We start from the raw sequence: 20357 nt of genomic DNA on the forward strand, positions 1-20357 counted from the left end.
CCCCCGGATTCACAGCTCGCACCTTATTCGGGCCCTTCGTTCGGATCATGGCCGGTCCGTCCGGACGGGAGGCTCCAGGACGGGCCCGGGACACGCGGCGCCGCCGACCGCGCGGGGCGTCCCGCGCGGACGACCAGGCTCTTCGTCCGTGCCGGCCGCTGCCGTTCGTAACCGCGGAACGCCAGCCGGCAGACCAGCAGCGCCGCCGCGAACGCCGGCAGCCAGGCCAGCCGGGCCGCCACCCAGCCGGGTTCGTCGGGCAGGGTGTGCAGACCCGGCAGCGTCCCGCCCAGCCACAGGCCGGTCGCGGTGACCGCGATCATCGCCGTCTGGTGCCACAGGAACACCGTCATCGCCGAGAGGTTCAGTGTCGCCACCACCGCCCAGAGCGCGGGGCGTCGCAGCGCCCGGCGCAGCGGACCGGTCAGCAGCAGTGCCGCCCCGCACTGCGCGAGGCCGAAGGTGACCACGGCGAGGGTCGGCGGGTCGAGATTGGACACGGCCACGCCGGGGACGCCGACCATGGCCGCGGGGTATCCGGCCCACAGGACGAGTGCGGCCGTGGCCGCGGCGCCGCCGAGCAGCAGTGTCCAGCCGGTCCGGCGGCTCCGCAGCTCGCCCCGGGACCAGGCCGCGCCCAGGCAGTACGGCACCAACCAGCCGGCCGCCACGTTGATCGCGGCGAGGTCTCCGGGCGCGTCCAGGCCGAACCGGTAGAGGTCGACGACGAGTACGACGGCGAACGGCCACAGCGGATGGAGCTTCGCCACCAGCGGGGTCGCCGCCGTCAGCGCCGCGAAGACCACGAGGAACCAGAGCGGGGACCACACCAGCTTGCACAGTGCGCGCACGGTGTCCTGGTCCACGCCGGAGGCGAGCATCACGCAGGCCGCCACGGTCCACACGACCGGCACCACGGCCAGCGGGCGCAGCAGCCGGCTCATCCGGGCGCGGAGCCACCGGCCGTAACTCTCTCCCCTGGCGCGGGCGCCGGCATGGCTCTTCGCGCCCACGAGTCCGCCGACCAGGAAGAAGACCGCGAGGGTCTGGAGCAGCCAGGAGGCCGGTGTGAGTCCGGGCAGGTAGCGCAGCGGGCTCGCCCCGTGCATGGTGCCGCTGTCGACGACGAGTGCGGTGACCAGCCAGTGGCCGAGGACGACACCTAGGATGGCGAGGGCGCGCAGTGCGTCGACGGCCCGGTCGCGGTCGGCGGGGGTGGCGGAATCGATCCGCCGGGCGAAGTCACCCATGGCGCTCTCCCGTGGGCTCCGCGGATCCGGCCGTCCCCGCCACGATCCGGGCGATGTTCCTCAGCGGTTCGGAACCGGTCTTCAGGTAGTCGCTGTGACCACCGGAGCCCGCCGCGAAGGGCCTGGCACCGAACCCGGACGAGACCGGGTCCGCGCCGAACCCGATGTCGGCGAAGGGCAGCCGGAGTTCGGTGTGCGGTACGTCGGCGATCCAGTCGCCGCTGCCGCGGCCCGCCCAGACGGTGGCCGGGGTGTGCAGGGCGGCGGCGTTCCGGTAGCCGGTGCCCGGGCTGCCGTACAGGACGATGTCGGAGACGCGGAGTCCGTGCGCGGCCCGCGCGCAGACGACGGAGCCGTAGGAGTGGCAGAGCAGGGTGGTCCGGGCGGTGGGCCTCAGGTGCGTCAGCTCCCTGCTGAATCGCGCCAGTTCGGGGGCCGCCTCGATGGCGCGGGTCGAGGTGATCGAGGTGGGGCTCACCGTCGTCGGCGTGCGGTATCCGAGCCAGGCGACCACCGCCGAGCGCCCGCCCAGTTCCTCGCGCAGGGCGCGGGCGCCGTTGCGCAGCCGCCAGTAGTGGTCGATGTCGATGCCGGCGCCGGGGACCAGCACGGCGATGCGTTCCGCGTGGGCCAGGTCGCCGACGACCTCGACGGAGCGGCCGCCGTCCCGGCCGTCGAAGGTGAGGAAGCGGCGCCCGGGGGCGGCCAGTTCGTGCAGCGCGGCGGCCCGCTTGCGGTCGCCGTGGCCGGCCGCCGCCCGTTCGGCCGCGCCGATGTCGGCCCGCGTCGCGGCGTACCGCTCGGCCAGGGCCTCGGGCCCGGCGGTGCGCAGCGGCCCGTGGACGGACGGGGCGGGTGCCGGGACGGCCGCCGGGCGCGCCGCACCCGAGACGGGTACGGCCACCGAGGCGGCCACCAGTGCGGCGAGCAGGCCTCGGCGCAGTCGGGGGCTGCGCGGATGGGACGGCATGGCGGGTTGTTCCTCCCGTACCTGGTGGCTGTGGTGCTCGGGTACAGAAGCTATGAACAACGCCTCGTAGTCGGCGTCCCACCGGGGTGTGAACCTGTCACGTAGCTCTCAGGGACTACAGGTATGACTCACCGGCCGGGGGCGGGTGGCTCTTGGCGACAGGGGGAGGGCGGCTGTGCCGTTGGTACAGTCGCAGCCCGGATCGTCGTACCAGAAGGAGGCCGGTGGACCATGGCGGTGGACGCCCTCGACACCCGTATCCTCCGGTTGCTCATCGAGCAGCCCCGTACCAGCGTCCGTGAGTACGCGCGCATCCTCTCCGTCGCCCGGGGCACTCTCCAGGCCCGGCTCGACCGGCTGGAGCGGGACGGTGTGATCACCGGCACAGGGCCGGTCCTGTCCCCCGCCGCCCTGGGTCATCCGGTGCTGGCCTTCGTCCATCTCGAAGTCACCCAGGGTCATCTCGACGAGGTGGGCGAGGCGCTCGCCGCCGTGCCGGAGATCGTCGAGGCGTTCTCGACGACCGGTGGCGGGGATCTGCTGGCGCGGGTGGTGGCCCGGGACAACGGGCACCTGGAGGATGTGATCCAGCGGCTGATCCAGTTGCCCGGGGTGGTCAGGACGCGTACCGAGGTGGCGCTCCGGGAACGGGTGCCGCACCGGCTGCTGCCGCTGGTGGAATCAGTCGGCCGTACGGCGGCCGGCGGCCGGAACTGACCGGCGCGGGCCCGGGCCGCGTCCGGCTGTCCGTTCACGGCGTCACGGTCCCGGCCCGTGCCCGCTCGGCGAGATCCGTCTTCCTGATGGGGATCGGCACGGTGATCGACCCGGCGGGCTCCCGTGCCCGGATCCTCTCCACGCCGGGCGGGTGGACGCCGGACGACGCGGCGCCGGTCGTCACGCCCGGTGGTCTGCGACCGTTCGTGGAGACGTGGCGAACAGGCCGCTCCGGGCGGCCGGACACCCGGCCGTCCGGCCGCCCGGAGCAGACGGAACCGCTCCACGGGACGGCGCGGTCCGGCGGCCCGATATCCTGATCTTGCCGCGCGCCCCCCACCTCGCCCCGACCCCGTCGGGTCGCCGCCGTGGCAGCAGAAGCGGCCCACAATTCGAGATTGGTGCACAGTGCTGGTAGCTGGTCGGTACCGGTTGGTTTCCCCCATCGGCCGTGGCGGCATGGGTGAGGTGTGGCGTGCCTCGGACGAGGTCCTCGGCAGGGCGGTCGCCGTGAAGTTGCTGCTCGGCGACCGCGCGGACGAGTCGGCCACCGCCCGGTTCCGGCTGGAGGCGCAGACCGCGGCCCGGCTGAGCCACCCCCATCTGGTGGCGGTGTTCGACTTCGGGGCCTGGGAGGACCGCTTCTACCTCGTGATGGAGCTCGTCGAGGGCAGGAGCCTGGGCGATCTGCTCTCCGCCGAGGAGCGGCTGGGTGCCGGACAGGTCGCCCGGATCGCCGGTCAGGCGGCCGCGGGGCTGGCCGCCGCCCACCGTCAGGGCATCGTGCACCGGGACATCAAGCCCGGGAACCTGATGCTGGACGCCGAAGGGTCGGTCAAGATCGGTGACTTCGGCATAGCCCAGTTCGTCGACGACCCCTCCGCCGCGCTGACCACCACGGGACAGATCGTCGGCACCAGCCTCTATCTCGCCCCGGAGCGCGCACTCGGCCGTACGGCCGGCGCGGCGTCCGACATGTACTCCCTCGGCTGTGTGATCTACCAACTCCTGCTGGGCGATCCGCCGTTCCGTTCGGACACGGCGACCGCCACGCTCTATCAACATGTCGACACGGCGCCGGTGCCGCTCCGCCGGCGGGGCGTCGATCTGTCCCCGGCCTTCGACTCCTATCTGCTGGGGCTGCTCGCGAAGCAGCCCGAGGACCGGCCGAGCGCGCAGCAGGTCGCCGAGTGGTTCCAGAGCGATGCCTGGCGGGGGCAGTCGGAGCCGCTGCCGATGTACGCTCCGGCCCCTCCCCCTGCGGCGCCCGGCGTTCCGCACATCCCCGCGCCCGCCCCGGCCGGCCCGGGCCTTCCCCGCACCGCGGCGCCCTCCCCCGCGTACGGCTCCGCCGAGCAGGGCCAGGGGCAGGGACAGGGACCGGCGACGTACCGGCTGCCGCAGTCCGGCGGCCGCAGACGGCGCCCGGCGGAGCGGACCGCGCCCGTCCGGCCGCGCACCGGCGCCCGGGAGGCGATCCGGCGCAGGCCCAGGGTGGCGAGCGCCATCGCCGGTACGATCGCCTTCATCGCGGCCGTGTATCTGGGGATGGCCCTGTTCTCCCCCGACTCCGGCCCGGCCGACACCCCGGACACCGGCTCCACCGCGACCACCGGGCCCGAACACTCCGGCTCGTCCGCACCACTGCCACCGGCCGGGGCCGAGGAGGACGAGGACGAGGAGGACTGACTCCGCCGGGCCGGGCCCGGCGCGGGTTCTCCTCGGCCCGGCCTCGCGGCCGGGCGATCCCCGGCCCGGAACAGCCCGCCCCCGGATCGTCCCCCGCCCCTCGCCTCTCGCGTCAAACACCCGTCAGGACCCCGCGGCCCGGCATCAGCGGTTCGTCAACGCAGCGCGTACGGACCGGACGGCTGTCTAGCGTCGCTGTCATGCAACGCCACATCGGCCTGCGGTGGCCGACTCCTCCCGGCACGACCGCCCACGACCACGGCTGGGCCGGGGATCTGCGCTTCGCGGTCCACTGCGCCGTCGCACTGCTCGGGCTGCTGCTGGCCGTCGACGCGGCGGCCCGTCATCTCACCTGGCCGCGCGCCCTGTTGTGGACGGGGCTCTCCGCCCTGTTGTGCGTGGTCCTGGTGCCGCCACGCGTCCGCGCGGGTGTCGGATGGCTCTCGTCACGGGGACTGCTGCACGAGCGGACCGTGTGCACCGACCGGCTGGTGTCGGCGCGTTGGTCGGACGGCATCGCCCAGCGGCTGGTGCTCCGGGATGCCGACGGCCACCGGGTCGAGGTCGACCCCGAGGTGCTCCTCGCGAACCCGGCGCTGTGGCACCGGCTGGACGAGGACGTGCGCGGCTGCGTGGAGCGCGGGACGCTGCGGTGCGGGGTGACGGCACTGCGGCAGCTGGCCGACCGTATCGACCGCGGACACGCGCGGGCGGTGTTCACGGCCTCCGGGCTGGAGTGACCGCCCCGCCCGTCACCGGTGTTGTGCGATCCCACCAGCGCGGCTTGACCAAACTTGCCAAGTCTCCCCGCGACCTTCGCAGTTCGTTGACGAGTCCATGACGACGTGTGAGTGTTCGGTCGCTCGATCACGGACACCGGGGGCACGGGCGGCCGGCGACGGCCGGGGCACGTGCGTCATCGTACGCGGCTGCCCGTGATCGAGGCCCCCCGAGTCAAGGAGCCTCGATGAAACTCAGACCGTTGACGGCCGGGACGACCCTGGCCGTCCTCGCCGCAATGCTGGTCGTCACCGGCGGGCAGCCGGCGTCCGCCGAACCGTCCCCGCCCGCCCCCTCCGCGCTGTCGGCCGCCGTGTCGGCGGCCGACCGGGCGGTCGCCAGTGGTCTCGACACCCTGGCGAAGGGGCCCGAGGAGCGGTACGAGCGCCAGATGGTGACCCCGTGGGTCAAGGGCATGTACTCCGTCGCGTACCAGCGCACCTACCGCGGCCTGCCGGTCGTCGGCGGGGACGCCGTCGTGGTGGCCGACTCCGAGGGCCGGGTCCGCGGCACCCAGTCCGCGGTGTCCCGGCGGATCAACGTGCCGACCTCGCCCACCGTTTCCGCGAAGGCGGCCGAGACCACCGCCCGCAAGAAGCTCCGCGTGGTGAAGCGGGTGGAATCGCGCCGGCTCGTGGTCCGTGCCACGGACAAGTCCTCCCGGCTCGCGTGGGAGACGGTACTCACCGGGCGCACCGCCAAGGCCCCGAGCCGGCTGCACGTCTTCGTCGACGCGGGCACCGGCAAGGTGATCGACAGCTACGACGACGTCAAGGCGGGCACCGGCAACAGCCAGTGGAACGGCCCGTCACCGCTGGCCATCGACACCACCGCCTCGGGCGGCAGCTACTCGTTGCGCGACCCCAACCGGCCCGGTCTGAGCTGCGCCGACTACAGCACGGGCAGTGTCTTCACCAAGTCGAGCGACTCCTGGGGCACCGGCAACGCCTCCAGCAAGGAGACCGGCTGCGTCGACGTCATGTGGGCGGCGCAGCACGAGTGGAACATGCTCAAGGACTGGCTGGGCCGCAACGGGCACAACGGCAACGGCGGCAGCTGGCCGGTCGAGGTCGGGCTGAACGACGTCAACGCCTACTGGGACGGCTCGTCGGTCTCCATCGGCCACAACAACGCCAACCAGTGGATCGGCGCGATCGACGTGGTGGGCCATGAGTTCGGCCACGGCATCGACCAGTACACGCCCGGCGGCGCCAACAACGAGTCCGGTCTCGGCGAGGCCACCGGCGACATCATGGGCGCCCTGACCGAGGCGTACACCAATGAGCCGGCACCGTACGACGACCCCGACTACACCGTCGGCGAGAAGATCAACCTGGTCGGCAACGGGCCGATCCGGATCATGTACAACCCGGGCCAGATCGGTGACCCGAACTGCTACAGCTCCTCGATACCCAACACCGAGGAGCACGCGGCGGCCGGTCCGCTCAACCACTGGTTCTACCTGCTGGCCGAGGGCTCGAACCCGGGTGGCGGCAAACCGTCCAGCCCCACCTGCAACAGTTCCTCGGTCACCGGCGTCGGCATCCAGAGCGCCGGCAAGGTCTTCTACGGCGGCATGCTGCTGAAGACGAGCGGGATGACGTACAAGCGCTACCGTACGGCGACGCTGACCGCTGCGAAGAACCTCGACCCCGGCTGCGTGCTCTTCGACCGGACCAAGGCCGCCTGGGACGCCGTCAGTGTCCCCGCGCAGAGCGGCGACCCGACCTGCACCTCCGGCGGCAACAACGACTTCACGATGTCCCTGGACCCGGCGTCGGGCTCGGTGAAGCCGGGCAGTTCGGTGACGGCCGCGGTGCGGACCGCGGTCAGCTCCGGGAGCGCGCAGTCGGTCGCCCTGACGGCGAGCGGCCTGCCGAGCGGTGTCACCGCCGCCTTCAGCCCGTCGTCGGTGCAGGCCGGGGCCTCCTCGACGATGACCGTGTCGGCGTCCTCGAACGCTGCGCCCGGCGCGTACACCTTCACGGTGAAGGGTGACGGAACCCAGAGCCACACCGCGCAGTACACCCTGACCGTCGGCGACGGGGGCGGCAATCCGGGCGGCAGCGCACCGGACATCAGCGTCGCCAACGTGCAGGCGCACCTCACGCAGCTGAACACCATCGCCACCCAGAACGGCGGCAACCGCCGGGCCGGCAGCGCCGGTTACACGGCCTCCCTCGCCTATGTGAAGGGCAAGCTGCAGGCTGCCGGCTACACCGTCAGCGAGCAGACCTGCACCAGCTGCAGCTACCGCGGCAACAACCTGATCGCCGACTGGCCGGGCGGCCCGTCCGACCAGACGATCATGTTCGGTGCCCACCTGGACGGCGTCTCGGCCGGTCCCGGCATCAACGACAACGGTTCGGGCTCGGCCACCCTGCTGGAGAACGCCCTCACGCTGGCCCAGCGCAACCCGGCCATGACGAAACACGTCCGCTTCGCCTGGTGGAACGGCGAGGAGCAGGGGATGCAGGGCTCCGAGTACTACGTCGGCCAGCTCGGCTCGGCCGAGCGCAGCGCCATCAAGGCGTACTACAACTTCGACATGGTGGCCTCGACCAACAGCGGCTACTTCATCAACAACCTCAACTCGGCCGCCTCGGCGCCGATGAAGGAGTACTGGGACTCGCTGAACCTCTCGCCGGAGGAGAACATCGAGGGCCAGGGACGGTCCGACGACTACTCCTTCCAGCAGGGCGGCATCCCCACCTCCGGCTACGCGACCGGCGCCAGCGACACCAAGACCTCGGCGCAGGCCGCCAAGTGGGGTGGCACAGCGGGCCGTTCCTACGACTCCTGCTACCACTCGGCCTGTGACACCACGGCCAACATCAACGCCACCGCGCTCGACCGCAGCGCCGACGGCGTCGCGTACACCGTGTGGAAGACCGCGGTCGGCACCACCACACCCAACGACGACTTCTCCGTCTCGGTGAAGCCGGTCTCCGGCAATGTCCAGCCGGGCGCCTCGGTCACCGCCACGGTGTCCACGGCGACCACCGGTGGCTCCGCGCAGTCCGTGAAGCTGACGGCCTCCGGCGCGCCGAGCGGCGTCACCGTCTCGTTCGACCCGGCGTCCGTCCAGTCGGGCTCCTCCTCGACGATGACCGTCTCCGCCGGGGCCCAGGCCGCGGCGGGCACGTACACCATCACGGTCACCGGCACCGGCAAGGCCACCCACACGACCACGTACTCGCTCGTCGTCGGTGGCGGCGGCAGCACCTGCCAGGCCAAGCAGGTCGTCGCCAACGGCGGATTCGAGGACGGCGTCGCCCCGTGGACCCAGTCGGACGGCGTGATCAACAACCGGACCTCGGAGCGGCCGGCCCACACGGGCGCGTACACGGCCTGGTTCGGGGGCTGGGGATCCACGCACTCGGACACCGCCTCGCAGTCGCTGACCGTTCCGTCGGGCTGCTCGGCGTACAAGCTGTCGTTCTATCTGCGGACCGACACGGACGAGTCGGCGGGCGATCCGACCGCGTACGACACGTTCACCGTGAAGCTGGGGACCAAGACGCTCGCGACGTACTCCAACACGGACGCCGCCGGTTCCTACGCCCAGAAGACCTTCGACGTCGGTGCGTTCGCCGGCCAGACGGTCACCCTCGGATTCACCAGCAGTGAGGACGCCTATCTGCAGACCAGCTTCGTCGTGGACGACGTGACGCTGAACGCAAGCTGATTCCACGGAGGTTCACCGACCGGGGCGGGGCGTGCGCACACACGCCCCGCCTCCGGCGCGTCACCTGACGACGGCCGCCAGCCTGCGGGTGAAGTCGTCCGTCTCCGGCCGGTTGTCGTGCCGGGCCGCCAACCGGGTGTGCAGGCCCCGGAGTTCCTGCCCGAGCAGCGTCGACGCGGTGACCTCGGTGGTGTCCAGGACCGGTCCGGCGATGGCGATCGCGGCCTGCGGGTCCTGGGCGCAGGCGTGGGCGTCCGCCATCCGTACCTGGAACAGCATCCGCGCCGAATGCATGCCGGGCGGGAGCAGACCGAGCGCGGAGCGGGCCGCGGCCACCGCGCGCAGCGCCAGCCGGCGGTCCCCGGTCGCCGCCGCCAGGTCCCGCAGCGCCCCGGCGGCGCCGGACTCCACCCGCAGGCGCACGGAGGCGACGGACAGCCAGGGCGCCTCCGTCTCGTCCTGTTCGCCGACCCGGTCCAGCTGCGACCAGGCACGGTCGATGTGGGCCAGGGTCTGCCGGGCGTCGCCCCGTACCGCGTGGCCGCGCGCCAGGTACAGATCGCTCATCGCGCCGGCCCAGTACCGGCCTGCGGCGGCCTGCCGGATCGCGCCCCCGTAGGCGAGTGCCGACGGGCCGTCGCCCTCCAGCCGGGCCAGGGTGCTCATGTCGCTGAGCGCGGCCACCTCCGTTCCGACATGACCGGCCAGCTGGGCCCAGACCAGCGAGCGGTCGAGCCAGGCCATCGCCGTCGCGTTGCGGCCCCACAGCAGTCGCAGACAGCCGGCGGACTGCGCGTACTCCGCTGCCAGGGGCGCGAGTTGACGTCGGTGGGGCGCCGCGGGCAGGGCCATCCAGCGGAGCATCGCGTGCAGAGTCCGCTCGACCACCGCGGTCGCTCCGGGCCAGGCACGCTCCTCGTCGGCCCGCAGACAGACGGCGAGAAGCGCCGTCAGGGCGTGCACCGTGTCGATGTCCAGTGCGGGGCGCGACGCCTCGGCCGGGCCGAGCGAGCAGAAGGCGGAGTGCAGGGCGATGACGTCGGCGAGCACCGGGACGGTGCAGCCGTCCCGGCCGTGCACCGGGCACATCAGCCCGTAGCTGGGCAGCCTGCTGGGCAGTACGGTGTCCGGCGGCAGCATCGCGAGCAGGGTGCCGCCCGCGGGTTCCCCGGGCAGCGGGCCCTGCCGTGCGGGGGCCGGCGCGGGAGGCGTTCCCATGCCGTCCTCGCCCGCGCGGCCCGCTCCCTCGGCCTCGGCCGCCTCGCAGGCGGCGAGCAGGGCGCCGCCGGCCGTCATCAGTTCGTCCAGCCTGCGGGCCAGTGGCGGCGGGGTCCTGCGGGTGCCGTGCTCCAGCTTGCTGATCGCGGTGTGGTCGTAGCCGACGCGGGCCCCCACCTGGGCCTGGGTGAGCCCGGCGCGCCTGCGCCACTGGCGCAGCCGGGTGCCGAAGTCCCGCCATGCCTCCGCGGTACGGGCATCGGGCGCCGGGCCCATGCCCTCGGTCACCCGGAACTCCCCCTCGGAGCCCCACCGGATTCCCCACCCGTGCCATGCTCATGGCTCATAGCCGGGAAGGATAGCGAGCGCGTGGGCGCACTGTCCCCTGCGCGGCGGGAAGACGGCTCCGTAGCGCAACTCCCTTGCCCGGACGGCCGGTCGGAAGGGGCCGCTCGACCACCCGGCCCGGTCCACCGGGCGGCCCGGGCAGCCCCGGCCGGATGCGAACACGGGCAGTCCCGGCCGGATGCGAACGTGGGCAGTCCCGGCCGGTGGGAAGCGGCGGCGAAGGGCCGCCCGCACGCGTGGTCGATCCCGCGCAGGGAGGCGGTCGCGGCACCACGGTCGCGGCCCGTTCGCGGGGCGCGGCCGGAAGATTCACGCGGGGGCCGCATGAACGGGTCTCGTGCCGGGCATATGACGGGAACCGACTGGGGGGTGGTGGCAATGGGCCGCATCAGGATCGTCCGACGACCGCAGATTCCGTCCCGCCCGCCGCCCCTCGATCTGAGGACCCCGTCGGGCCGCCCGCTGCCGTACTGAGCCCGGAGCCCGGCACCTCGGCGCAGGTCGCCGAGCACCGTCCGCCCGGCCCGGTGGGAACCCCTGGAGCGCTCTTCTGCGTGATGATGGGCAGGGACCGTCGCGGCGAGCGGCCACAGCCTCGGACGCCGCGTCGGCCGACTCGGAAGGGGCGGCCGTCATGCACTCATTCGGTACGCGGAGGCCGGGCACCGTGTCAGCGGTCGCGCTGGCACTGCTGGTCGCCTCGCTGGCGGGCTGCCAGGGCGGCAAAACGGCTTCCGCGCCGAGCAGCTCCGGGCCTGCCGGACCGCGCGCCCGTGTTCTCGCCGTGAAGATCGACAACGTCGGTCCCGCCCGCCCGCAGACCGGGCTCGACAAGGCGGACATCGTCTATGTGGAGCAGGTCGAGGCCGGCCTCAGCCGGATGCTCGCCGCCTATTCGTCCCGGCTGCCGGGCGTGGTCGGCCCGGTGCGCAGCGCCCGGGAGACGGACCTGGAGCTGCTCCGCCAGTTCGACCGGCCGACGCTCGCCTTCTCCGGGGCCCAGTCCAAGCTCCTTCCGGCCATCGCGGCGGCCCCGTTGAACCCGCTGACCCCCGGGACGGACCCGGACGCCTACTTCCGGGGCAGTGACCGCGCCGCGCCCCACAACCTCTATCTGCGCCCCGCGCGCGCCTCGCACACCACCACCGGTGTGAACGCCGCCGAGGACATCGGACTGCGATTCGCGGCAGCCGTGCCGGGCGGCAGGCCCGCCGCCGGTCGCACGGTGCGCTACCCGGCCGCGCGGTTCTCGTTCACCTGGTCGGCGGAGCGGAGCCGGTGGCTCGTCTCCATGGACGGCACCCCGGCCCGTACGGCGGACGGGGCCCGGCTCGGCGCGGCCGATGTGGTGGTGCAGTACGTGACGGTGCGCCCGTCGCTGTATCAGGACCGGTGGGGCAGCAAGTCCCCGTACACCGAGACGGTGGGTTCGGGCTCCGCCGTGGTGCTGCGCGACGGCAAGGAGTACGACGTCCAGTGGTCGCGCCCGGCGGCCGATGCGGTGACCTCCTTCACCACGCGGGACGGCGAGCGGATGACCTTCGCCCCGGGCCAGGTCTGGATCGTCTTCGCATCGAAGTGACACGACCGGCGGATCCGGCCGGCTCGTCGCCGGGAAACCACGGTTACGGAGAACCGGAGGGTGGCGGGTGCGGAGAACCGTATCCGGTGCGGCGGCAATCCCCGTACCGGCGCCGGTCGCCGGTTCCTAGCGTTGCCGGTGAGGCGCGGCGGACTTCTCGTGCCTCACCACAACGGCCAGGAGTCAGTTCATGGATCTCGTCATTCTCGGTCTCCCCCAGGAACCCGCGGGCAGTGTCGCCGGCTGGGCGGCCGGCCTCGTCGACACCATGGCAGGCCCGGGTGCGGGCCTCGCCATCGCCCTGGAGAACCTCTTTCCGCCGCTGCCCAGCGAGGTCATTCTCCCGCTGACCGGGTCGCGGCGGGGCAGGGTGTCATCGGCCTGGCCTCCGCGCTGTTCTGGACCACGCTGGGTTCGGTGGTGGGGGCGGTGGCGCTGTACTGGATCGGGATGCCCTTCGGCCGCGAGCGGATGCACGCGATCTGGGCGAGGCTTCCGCTGGTGCGGGGTTCCGATCTGGAGCGTACGGAGCAGTGGTTCGCCAGGCACGGCACCAAGGCCGTCCTGCTGGGCCGCATGGTGCCGATCTTCCGCAGTCTGATCTCCGTGCCGGCCGGTGTGGAACGCATGTCACCGCCGCTGTTCGTGGCGCTGACCGCCGTGGGCAGCCTGTTGTGGAACTCGCTGCTGGTGATGGCCGGTTACTGGCTCGGCGACCGCTGGGACCTGGTGGAGACCTATGTCGGGTTCCTGTCCAGGGCCGTGCTCGTGCTGGTCGTGGTGGCCCTCGCCGGATACGTGACCGTACGGCTGCGCTCCAGTGGCCGGGCGCAGCACCGCCGGGTTCCGTGAGCCGGGCGGCGGGGCCCCGTACGTCGCCGGCCGCACCCGTCGCCCGGCCGGAAGGATCTTGCCGAGTACCTGCCGCGCGGCTACCGTGCAGGGGGACTTCGCGGACGGTACGACCGGCCGGCTGCCGGAGGCGCCCGGCAGGCGGCGCGACGCGGCGGGCGCGCCGGTGACACACCCGTGTCCATGGCCCCGCAGGGCCGCGGGCGCGCTGCTCGGCTGCTGCACCGCCGTGTTCGGGCTGCTGTATTTCGCCGTGCCGGGCGGGTTGTCGCTGCCGTTCGCGCTGTGGCCCCGTACCCGGCCGCGTGCGCTGGCCGTGCTGAGTGCCGGGGCTCGCGGGCTCACCCGGCTGGAACGGGTCCGCCGCGGTGTCTTCTTCGGCGATGTGTTTCCCGACCACCACGCGCCGGACCGGGATGTCCTTCGCTGTCTGGCCGCCCGCACCTGCGCCGGAACTCTGTTCGCCGGGGTGCTGGCGCTGCTCGGATACGGGGCCGCGCTCGCCGGACTGCTGGCGGCGGGGGTGGTCCGGGACCCCACCGACTGGCAGGGGCTGCTGCCCCAGGCGCTGCTCGGCGGGGTCCTGCTCTTCCTCGACCTTCAAGGGGTCTTCTCGCTGAACGCGCTCGACGCCCGGCTGGCGCGCGAGCATTTCGGGCCCTCCGAGCGGGAGTTGCTGGAGCTGCGCATCGCCGAACCACCGTGCTGCAGGAGCTGGCGCAGGGCCGCAGCAACGCGGCCATCGCGCAGCAGCTGCACCTCTCGCTCAGTTCGGTCGAGAAGAACCTCAACTCGGTCTTCGAGAAGCTGGATCTGCCGCGCGCCACCGGCTACAGCAGACGGGTGCTCGCTGTGCTGCGCTACCTGGAGTCGTAGCGGAAGGGTCTTCCACCTGCTGGTGCGTCGTCACCCGGCCGCCGGGCCGCCGTCACCCGCCCGGCACCGCCAGTGGTCAGGAACGGACGACCTGTACGTGGGGGTGGTCCGGTCCCACCGATCGAAGCATGCGCCGCAGGCCGGCATACGCCTCGACGGCACCGCGATGCCGCCCCCTCCCGCCCCGGTACGCCCCCCCCCCGCCGGGAGTCGGGCGGTTGGCGCCACTCGTCTCGTGGGAAACGCGTTTCCGGGCCCCGTGGTTCCACGTGTGCGCCCCGGGCCCGGTCGCCGGGCGACGCCCCGCCAGAGGTGTTCCCTTCGCCGAGCAGCCGAGCAGCCGGCTGACCGAGCGGCCTGCCGGCAAGGGTGAGTTGCCATGGTTCCGGGTGGTCCGCGTCCTGGGATTCCCTCATGAGGGTGCCTGATTTCCGGACCGGGTCACACACCGGCCGTGCTTGATCGATGATGAAGCGGATGACTGCCGTCCCTGGTACGGCACCGGCTCCAGGAAGGGGTTCCCGATGCGGGAAACGACGCCAGAGCGGTCCGGGTCCAACGCCCGGTCCGGCCACGGCCCGGACGAGGAGGCCCAGGTGATCGTGGTGGGGGCGGGGCCCGCGGGATCCGCGGCGGCCTTCCACCTCGCCAGGGCGGGCGTCGATGTCCTGCTGCTGGAGAAGTCGCACTTCCCCCGCGAGAAGGTGTGCGGGGACGGTCTGACGCCCCGTGCGGTGCACCAGCTCATCAGGATGGGCGTCGACATCAAGGCTCCGGGCTGGACCCGTTCGCGCGGCATGCGCTGGGTGGCCGGGGAGCATCAGGTGCACATCGACTGGCCCGCGCTGGGCCGTTACCCGGACTTCGGTCTCTCGCGCAGCCGGCACGACTTCGACGACATCCTCGCCCGGCACGCCGTCGCCGCCGGAGCGCGGCTGCACAGCGGTGTGAAGGTGACCGAGCCGCTGACCGACCGGGCCGGCCGCATCACCGGTGTCACCGCGACGACCGCGGCGAAGGAGTCACTGGCCTTCCACGCGCCGATCGTGATCGCCGCCGACGGCGCCTCCGCCCGTCTCGCCCTCGCCATGGGGCTCCAGCGGGACAGGAACCGGCAGATCGCGACGGCCGCCCGCCGCTACTACCGCAGCCCCGAGCGCTCCGCGGAGGAGTATCTGGAGCTGTGGGCCGATCTCCGGTTCCCGGGGAGCGATCACTATCTGCCCGGGTACGGCTGGATCTTCCCCATGGGCGACGGCCGGGTCAACGTCGGCCTCGGCGCGCTGCCGCACCGCAGGCACGGGAAGGCGGACCTGCGCGCCACACTGGACGAGTGGCTGGCCCGTACCCCCGAGGCCTGGGGGCTGCGCGAGGAGAACGCGGAGGGCCCGGTCCGCAGCGCCGCCCTTCCGCTGGGCTTCAACCGCCATCCCCTCTACACCCGCGGGCTCCTGCTCGTCGGCGACTCCGGAGGCATGATCAGCCCCTGGAACGGCGAGGGAATCGGCCAGGCCATGGAGGCCGGTGAGGTAGCCGCCGAGACGGCGACCCTGGCTCTCGCCCTGCCCAGGGGGCCGAGGCGCGAGCAGGTGCTGCACGGCTACCCGGTCGAGATGAACCGGCGCTGGGGGCGCTACTACCGCCTCGGCAACACGGCGGCCGATCTGATCTTCAGCCGCTCCGGTTTCCAGCCGGTCCTCAACCGTTATGTCATGGGGTCGCCGTTCCTGCTCAACACCCTGGCCCGGCTGCTCACCAATCTCACCGACAAGCCCTCGCACGACGTGGTCGACCACCTGCTCAACGGCGTCGTGCGTCTCGTACCGGAACCGAAGGTGCGGCGCAGGCGCTGAGCCCGGCCCGGTCCGCGCGGCGAACGCTCCTGCCCCGCGCGGGGCAGGAGGGTGGTACGAGAAGGCCGGGGGCATGCCTCAGGAGCGGCGGCGGGGTTTGCCGCGCTTGGCGGCCTTGGCTCCGGCCGAACCGCTCCGCGGGTTCTTCCCACCGGTCTTCCCGCCCGGCTTCCCGCCCGATCTGCCGGTCGCCCCGCCCGCTGCGGGCTTCCGCCGGGCACCGCCCTTTTCGGCGCGCCCGGCCTTCGGCTCGGCCGGTGACTTGGGGCGGCCCCGCGTGCTGTTGACGGTGCGGCCGCGGACGATGCCGATGAACTCCTCGACCAGGTCGGTGGTCTCGTCCTCCAGCCACGACAGCGCGACGCGCGACTCGGGGGCGTCCGGCACCGGCCGGTACGTGAGGTCCTTGCGATGGTGGAGGCGGGCGAGCGACTGCGGTACGACGAGCAGCCCGATTCCCGCCGCCACCAGCTCGACGGCGTCCGCCGTGGTGGCGGGACGCTCGTTGGCCGGCCGCCCCGGGCGGTCCTCCCAGTCGAGGACGTCGTCGAGGGGGTGCAGCACGATGTCGTCGGCCAGATCCGCGGCCGGGACCTCGTCGACGGCCGCCATGACGTGGTCCTTCGGGATCACGACCACGGTCGTCTCGGCGTAGAGCGGGATGGCGCTGAGGGCCGTCCGGTCGATCGGCAGCCGTACGAGGCCGGCGTCGGCCGCGCGCCCGCGCAGCGCGTCGGACGCCTCGGCGGCCGACACCCCCACGAGGGTCAGCGGGACGCCGGGCAGCCGCTCGTTCCAGATCCGCACCCACTTTCCGGGTGTCACCCCCGGGACGTACGCGAGCCGGAACGAAGGGGTTTCTTCCGAGCTTGTCACCCCGCCAGGTTACCGGCCCTGGTCAGAGGTGGCGCACATGCTCGATACCCTTGTCCGTATGACGTCGCACAAGACCGCCCAGACGATGAAGCCCGCAACCGCGGCAAAGAAGCTGGGTGTGTACCTAGAGGCCACCCCCGCCGAGTTCCAGGAGGGTGTCGTCTCGCGCACCGAGCTGAACGCACTGCAGACCGATCCGCCCGAGTGGCTCCAGGAACTGCGACGCAACGGCCCGCACCCCCGGCCGGTGGTCGCCGCGAAGCTCGGTGTCTCGATCTCGGGGCTCGCCCGTGGCGGAGTCACCGAGGCCCTCACGACGGAGCAGATCGAGGCGCTGAAGAACGAAGCCCCCGACTGGCTCCAGCAGGAGCGGACCACCCAGGCCGAGGTCCGCAAGGAAGCGGTGCGGATCAAGGAGAAGAACGCGGCCCGCGAGGACCGGGCCGACGACGCACGCTCCTGAGGGAGCCCGTCCCGGGCGATGCCGCCCGCCCCCGACGCGGGGCAGGCGGGGAAGCCCTCAGCCGTCGGTGGCCACGCCCAGCATCCGGGCGTGCAGCGCTCGGACCTCTTCGGCGAGCGCCGGATCGGGTCCCGCCACCGCGATGCCGGGAGCGACGACGTTGATGGGCAGGGCCGCGACCGGCCCCGCGTCGAAACCCCAGCTGCGGCGCCACTCGACGAGTTGGCCGCAGCCCGACGCGTACACGATGCGGCCCAGGCCCACCCAGGCGTGGGCCGCGCTGCACATCGGGCAGTGCTCGCCGGAGGTGTAGACGACGCTGGTGCGCCGTTCCTGCGGAGACAGGTTCTCGGCCGCCCAGCGCGCGATCTCGAACTCCGGGTGGCGGGTCGCGTCGCCGCCCCGGACCCGGTTGCGGTCCTCGAAGCGGACCGTGCCGTGCTCGTCCACGAGGAGTGAGCCGAACGGCTCGTCGCCGGCCGTGAGCGCCTCACGTGCGAGGTCGACGCAACGGCGGAGGAACTCGCGGTCCCCCTCTGTGACAGACTGCGGCTCGTTCACTGTGCTCATGGCACCAGGCTAACAGCCGAGCCGCATTCGGTATACCATTTACGTCACGGTGGGCGGCCCGTCGCCACCCTCCTTCGCATGCCGGCCGGCCGCGACAGCCGGTCCGCCGACGGCGCCACGGAGGAACGAGCCAGTGAGGAACGCTCCGGCGAAGAGCGCCGCGCGGGAAACGGTCCGGAACGCACCGGGCATGCCCGCGCTGCTGCTCCTGACGGCGACGGGCTTCTCGGGGTTCGCGGTGCTGCTGCCGACCGCGCCGCTCTGGGCCGTGCGCGGCGGGGCCGATGCCGCCGGCGCCGGTTCGGTCAACGCCGTCCTGATGCTCTGCACCGTGTTCGCCCAGTCCCTGGTTCCGACGGCGATACGACGTCTCGGCTGGCGTACCACGCTGGTCTGCGGGATGGTCCTGCTCGGCGTTCCCTCCCTGCTGCACCTGCTGTCCGCGCAGCTCGGCGTGGTGCTCGCCCTCGCCGCGGTACGCGGGCTCGGCTTCGGGGTACTCACGGTCTGCGGCGCCGGTGCCGTCGCCGAACTCGTCGAGCCCGCGCGACGCGGGCAGGCGATCGGTGCGTACGGTCTGGCGATCGCCGGGCCGCAGTTCATCCTGGTGTCGACGGCGCCGTGGGCCGCGCAGAGCCTCGGCTTCGGGATCGTGTTCGCCGTCGGCGCGCTGCCACTGCTGGGCGTGGTTCCCGCGCTCCGGCTGGCCCGTCGGCTGGACGCCCGCCCGGCCGGCCCCGAGGACGTACCCCACCAGGACACCGGGCGGGACAGACGGGCCACGTACCTTCCGCTGCTACGGCCGATGCTGCTCCTGCTCGGGGTCACCACGGCGGGTGGCGCGCTGATCACCTTCGCCCCGCAGATGAGCGACGACCCCACCGCGACCCTGGCCGGACTGCTGCTCCTGACAGGGACGGCCGCCCTCGCCCGCTGGCGGTTCGGGGCGCTGGCCGACCGGTACGGGACGCGGCCGTTCCGCTGGCCGCTGGTGATCGTCACGGCGGTGGGACTCACCCTGACGGCCTGGGCGGTGGCCACTGAGGGGACGACGGACCTGGTCCCGTTGCTGGCCGGGACGGCCCTGGTCGGGGTGAGCTACGGCGGGCTGCAGAACCTGACCCTGGTCGACGCCTTCGCCGCCGTCGACAACCGGTCCAGCGGGATCGCGAGCGCCGTGTGGAACGTCGGGTTCGACGCCGGTACGGGAGTGGGCGCCCTCCTCGTCGGGTATCTGGCGACGGGGACCTCCTTCTCCGTGGCGCTCATGGCCATGGCCGCGCTCTCCCTGGCCACACTGCCGCTCGCGTTCGCGGGCCGCCGCGGCACCGGCCCCCGTCGACCGACCGGCTGACACGTCACCCATTCGGTATACCATCGCTCCATGGCTCATGTGACACTGACGAACGTCCGCCCCTGGGGTGCGGCGCCCGTGGACATCACGCTGTCCGGCGCCGAGATCCTCTCCGTGGCGCCCGCCGGAACGGCGGCCGTCGAGGGTGATCGCCTCGACGGCGGTGGTCTCCTCGCCCTGCCCGGCTTCATCAACGCGCACGCCCATCTCGACAAGAGCTGGTGGGGGCAGCCGTGGGTCTCCTACGGCGGCGAGGCCACGACCCGGGGGCGCATCTCCCACGAACGCGCGGAGCGTGACGGACTCGGCATCCCGAGCACGTCCTCGACCACCGCGGTGCTGCGCGAGTTCCTCCGGCACGGCACGACGGCGGTACGCAGCCATGTGGACGTCGACCTCGGCGTCGGGCTGCGCGGGATCGAGGTGGTCCGTGAGGCGGTCGCCGGGTTCGGCGGCGCGATCGAGGTGGAGATCGTCGCGTTCCCGCAGGACGGTGTGGTGCGCCGTCCCGGTGTGCTGGACCTTCTCGACAAGGCGGCCGAGGCAGGGGCGACCGCCATCGGCGGCCTCGACCCGGCCTCGATCGACCGCGACCCGGTCGCACAGCTCGACGGCCTCTTCGGCATCGCGGAGCGACGCGGTGTCGGGCTCGACATCCATCTGCACGACGGGGGCGAGCTCGGCGCCTTCCAGATCGAGCTCATCGCCCAGCGCACCCTGAGCCTGGGGCTGCGGGGCAGGGTGACGATCTCGCACGGCTTCGCCCTGGGCGAGCTCGTGGCGGACCGCCGGCAGCGAGTGCTCGAAGCCTGCGAGGAGGCAGGTGTCTCCTGGGCGACCGTGGCCCCGGCCCGCACCGCGCCGCTGCCCTGGCGCGGGATGCGGGACCGCGGTGTCGGGATCGGCCTCGGCACCGACGGGATCCGGGACCTGTGGTCGCCGTACGGTGACGGCGACATCCTCCGCGTCGCGCTCAACTTCGCCCGGCTGCACGGCCTGCGCACCGACGAGGAGCTGGCCTACGCGGTGGAGCTGGCCTCCACGCGCGCGGCGGGCTTCGTGCACCGCGACACCCACGACATCGTCGCGGGGGCGCGGGCGGACATCGTGCTGCTGGACGCCGAGAACGTCCAGGACGCCCTGGTCCGCTCGCCGCGCCGGCAACTGGTGGTGGCCGGTGGGCAAGTGGTGGTCCAGGACGGCGAACTCCGGGTCTGATCCCGGTCGTCGAGGGCGGGTTCGGCCGCGGCGGGCACACCGCGCCGCGGCCG

15 protein-coding genes and 2 pseudogenes are annotated in these 20357 nt (G+C 72.9%); 11 read left to right on the forward strand and 6 right to left on the reverse strand.

Annotated features, from left to right (window positions below):
* Positions 1-23: 23 nt before the first annotated feature.
* Entirely contained in the window at positions 24-1250 is a 1227-nt protein-coding gene (locus ACGF8B_RS34085) for an acyltransferase (RefSeq protein WP_392746020.1), read from the reverse strand.
* Entirely contained in the window at positions 1243-2220 is a 978-nt protein-coding gene (locus tag ACGF8B_RS34090; RefSeq protein WP_392746021.1) for an alpha/beta hydrolase, read from the reverse strand. The genes ACGF8B_RS34085 and ACGF8B_RS34090 overlap by 8 nt, the downstream gene beginning before the upstream one ends.
* Positions 2221-2451: 231 nt before the next feature.
* On the opposite strand from ACGF8B_RS34090, the gene ACGF8B_RS34095 reads away from it, so the two are divergent.
* Positions 2452-2937: an Lrp/AsnC family transcriptional regulator gene (locus ACGF8B_RS34095; protein WP_342284268.1), complete on the forward strand. Its 486-nt coding sequence runs from the start codon at positions 2452-2454 to the stop codon at positions 2935-2937.
* Positions 2938-2971: 34 nt separating this feature from the next.
* Here the strand turns inward: ACGF8B_RS34095 and ACGF8B_RS34100 are convergent, their stop codons facing one another.
* Complete coding sequence (locus ACGF8B_RS34100) at positions 2972-3121, reverse strand: hypothetical protein (RefSeq protein WP_392746022.1); 150 nt, start codon at positions 3119-3121, stop codon at positions 2972-2974.
* Positions 3122-3396: 275 nt separating this feature from the next.
* Between ACGF8B_RS34100 and ACGF8B_RS34105 the strand changes: the two genes are divergently transcribed.
* The 3 genes from ACGF8B_RS34105 to ACGF8B_RS34115 all read left to right on the forward strand — a co-directional run bounded on the left by ACGF8B_RS34105 (position 3397) and on the right by ACGF8B_RS34115 (position 9094).
* Positions 3397-4626 (forward strand): protein kinase, encoded by a 1230-nt coding sequence (locus tag ACGF8B_RS34105; RefSeq protein ID WP_392746024.1) that lies wholly within the window; start codon positions 3397-3399, stop codon positions 4624-4626.
* 200 nt (positions 4627-4826) lie between these two features.
* Positions 4827-5366 carry a hypothetical protein gene (locus ACGF8B_RS34110; protein ID WP_392746025.1) on the forward strand — a complete coding sequence of 180 codons (540 nt, stop codon included), beginning with the start codon at positions 4827-4829 and terminating at the stop codon, positions 5364-5366.
* Between the two features lie 227 nt (positions 5367-5593).
* Positions 5594-9094: a M28 family peptidase gene (locus ACGF8B_RS34115; protein ID WP_392746027.1), complete on the forward strand. Its 3501-nt coding sequence runs from the start codon at positions 5594-5596 to the stop codon at positions 9092-9094.
* A 60-nt stretch (positions 9095-9154) separates the two neighbouring features.
* On the opposite strand, the gene ACGF8B_RS34120 is transcribed toward ACGF8B_RS34115, so the two are convergent.
* Entirely contained in the window at positions 9155-10600 is a 1446-nt protein-coding gene (locus ACGF8B_RS34120) for a helix-turn-helix domain-containing protein (RefSeq protein WP_392746029.1), read from the reverse strand.
* Positions 10601-11294: 694 nt separating this feature from the next.
* Between ACGF8B_RS34120 and ACGF8B_RS34125 the strand changes: the two genes are divergently transcribed.
* The 4 genes and pseudogenes from ACGF8B_RS34125 (at position 11295) to ACGF8B_RS34140 (ending at position 15823) form a co-directional block, all read left to right on the forward strand.
* Positions 11295-12242 (forward strand): DUF3048 domain-containing protein, encoded by a 948-nt coding sequence (locus ACGF8B_RS34125; RefSeq protein ID WP_392746031.1) that lies wholly within the window; start codon positions 11295-11297, stop codon positions 12240-12242.
* A 190-nt stretch (positions 12243-12432) separates the two neighbouring features.
* Positions 12433-13094, forward strand: a pseudogene (locus tag ACGF8B_RS34130) (DedA family protein).
* 690 nt (positions 13095-13784) lie between these two features.
* Positions 13785-13970, forward strand: a pseudogene (locus ACGF8B_RS34135) (LuxR C-terminal-related transcriptional regulator); the annotation flags it as partial.
* A 524-nt stretch (positions 13971-14494) separates the two neighbouring features.
* On the forward strand, positions 14495-15823 hold the full coding sequence (locus tag ACGF8B_RS34140) for a geranylgeranyl reductase family protein (RefSeq protein ID WP_392746032.1): 1329 nt from the start codon (positions 14495-14497) through the stop codon (positions 15821-15823).
* A gap of 78 nt (positions 15824-15901) precedes the next feature.
* Here ACGF8B_RS34140 and ACGF8B_RS34145 read toward each other — a convergent pair whose 3' ends face one another.
* The gene (locus ACGF8B_RS34145) at positions 15902-16699 is read right to left on the reverse strand and encodes a LysR family substrate-binding domain-containing protein (protein ID WP_392746033.1); all 798 of its coding nucleotides are present in this window, start codon (positions 16697-16699) and stop codon (positions 15902-15904) included.
* Between the two features lie 58 nt (positions 16700-16757).
* Between ACGF8B_RS34145 and ACGF8B_RS34150 the strand changes: the two genes are divergently transcribed.
* The gene (locus tag ACGF8B_RS34150) at positions 16758-17162 is read left to right on the forward strand and encodes a DUF5997 family protein (protein ID WP_392746035.1); all 405 of its coding nucleotides are present in this window, start codon (positions 16758-16760) and stop codon (positions 17160-17162) included.
* Between the two features lie 57 nt (positions 17163-17219).
* Here the strand turns inward: ACGF8B_RS34150 and ACGF8B_RS34155 are convergent, their stop codons facing one another.
* Entirely contained in the window at positions 17220-17732 is a 513-nt protein-coding gene (locus ACGF8B_RS34155; protein ID WP_392746037.1) for a nucleoside deaminase, read from the reverse strand.
* Positions 17733-17865: 133 nt separating this feature from the next.
* On the opposite strand from ACGF8B_RS34155, the gene ACGF8B_RS34160 reads away from it, so the two are divergent.
* Both ACGF8B_RS34160 and ACGF8B_RS34165 read left to right on the forward strand, forming a co-directional pair.
* Positions 17866-19086, forward strand: coding sequence for an MFS transporter (locus tag ACGF8B_RS34160; protein WP_392746039.1), 1221 nt, complete (start codon positions 17866-17868; stop codon positions 19084-19086).
* A gap of 30 nt (positions 19087-19116) precedes the next feature.
* Positions 19117-20304 carry an amidohydrolase gene (locus ACGF8B_RS34165; RefSeq protein ID WP_392746040.1) on the forward strand — a complete coding sequence of 396 codons (1188 nt, stop codon included), beginning with the start codon at positions 19117-19119 and terminating at the stop codon, positions 20302-20304.
* Positions 20305-20357 lie beyond the last annotated feature (53 nt).

Origin of the sequence: Streptomyces sp. NPDC047917 (genome assembly GCF_043204345.1) — a bacterium.
In the GTDB taxonomy this organism is placed as follows: Bacteria; Actinomycetota; Actinomycetes; order Streptomycetales; family Streptomycetaceae; genus Streptomyces; species Streptomyces sanglieri.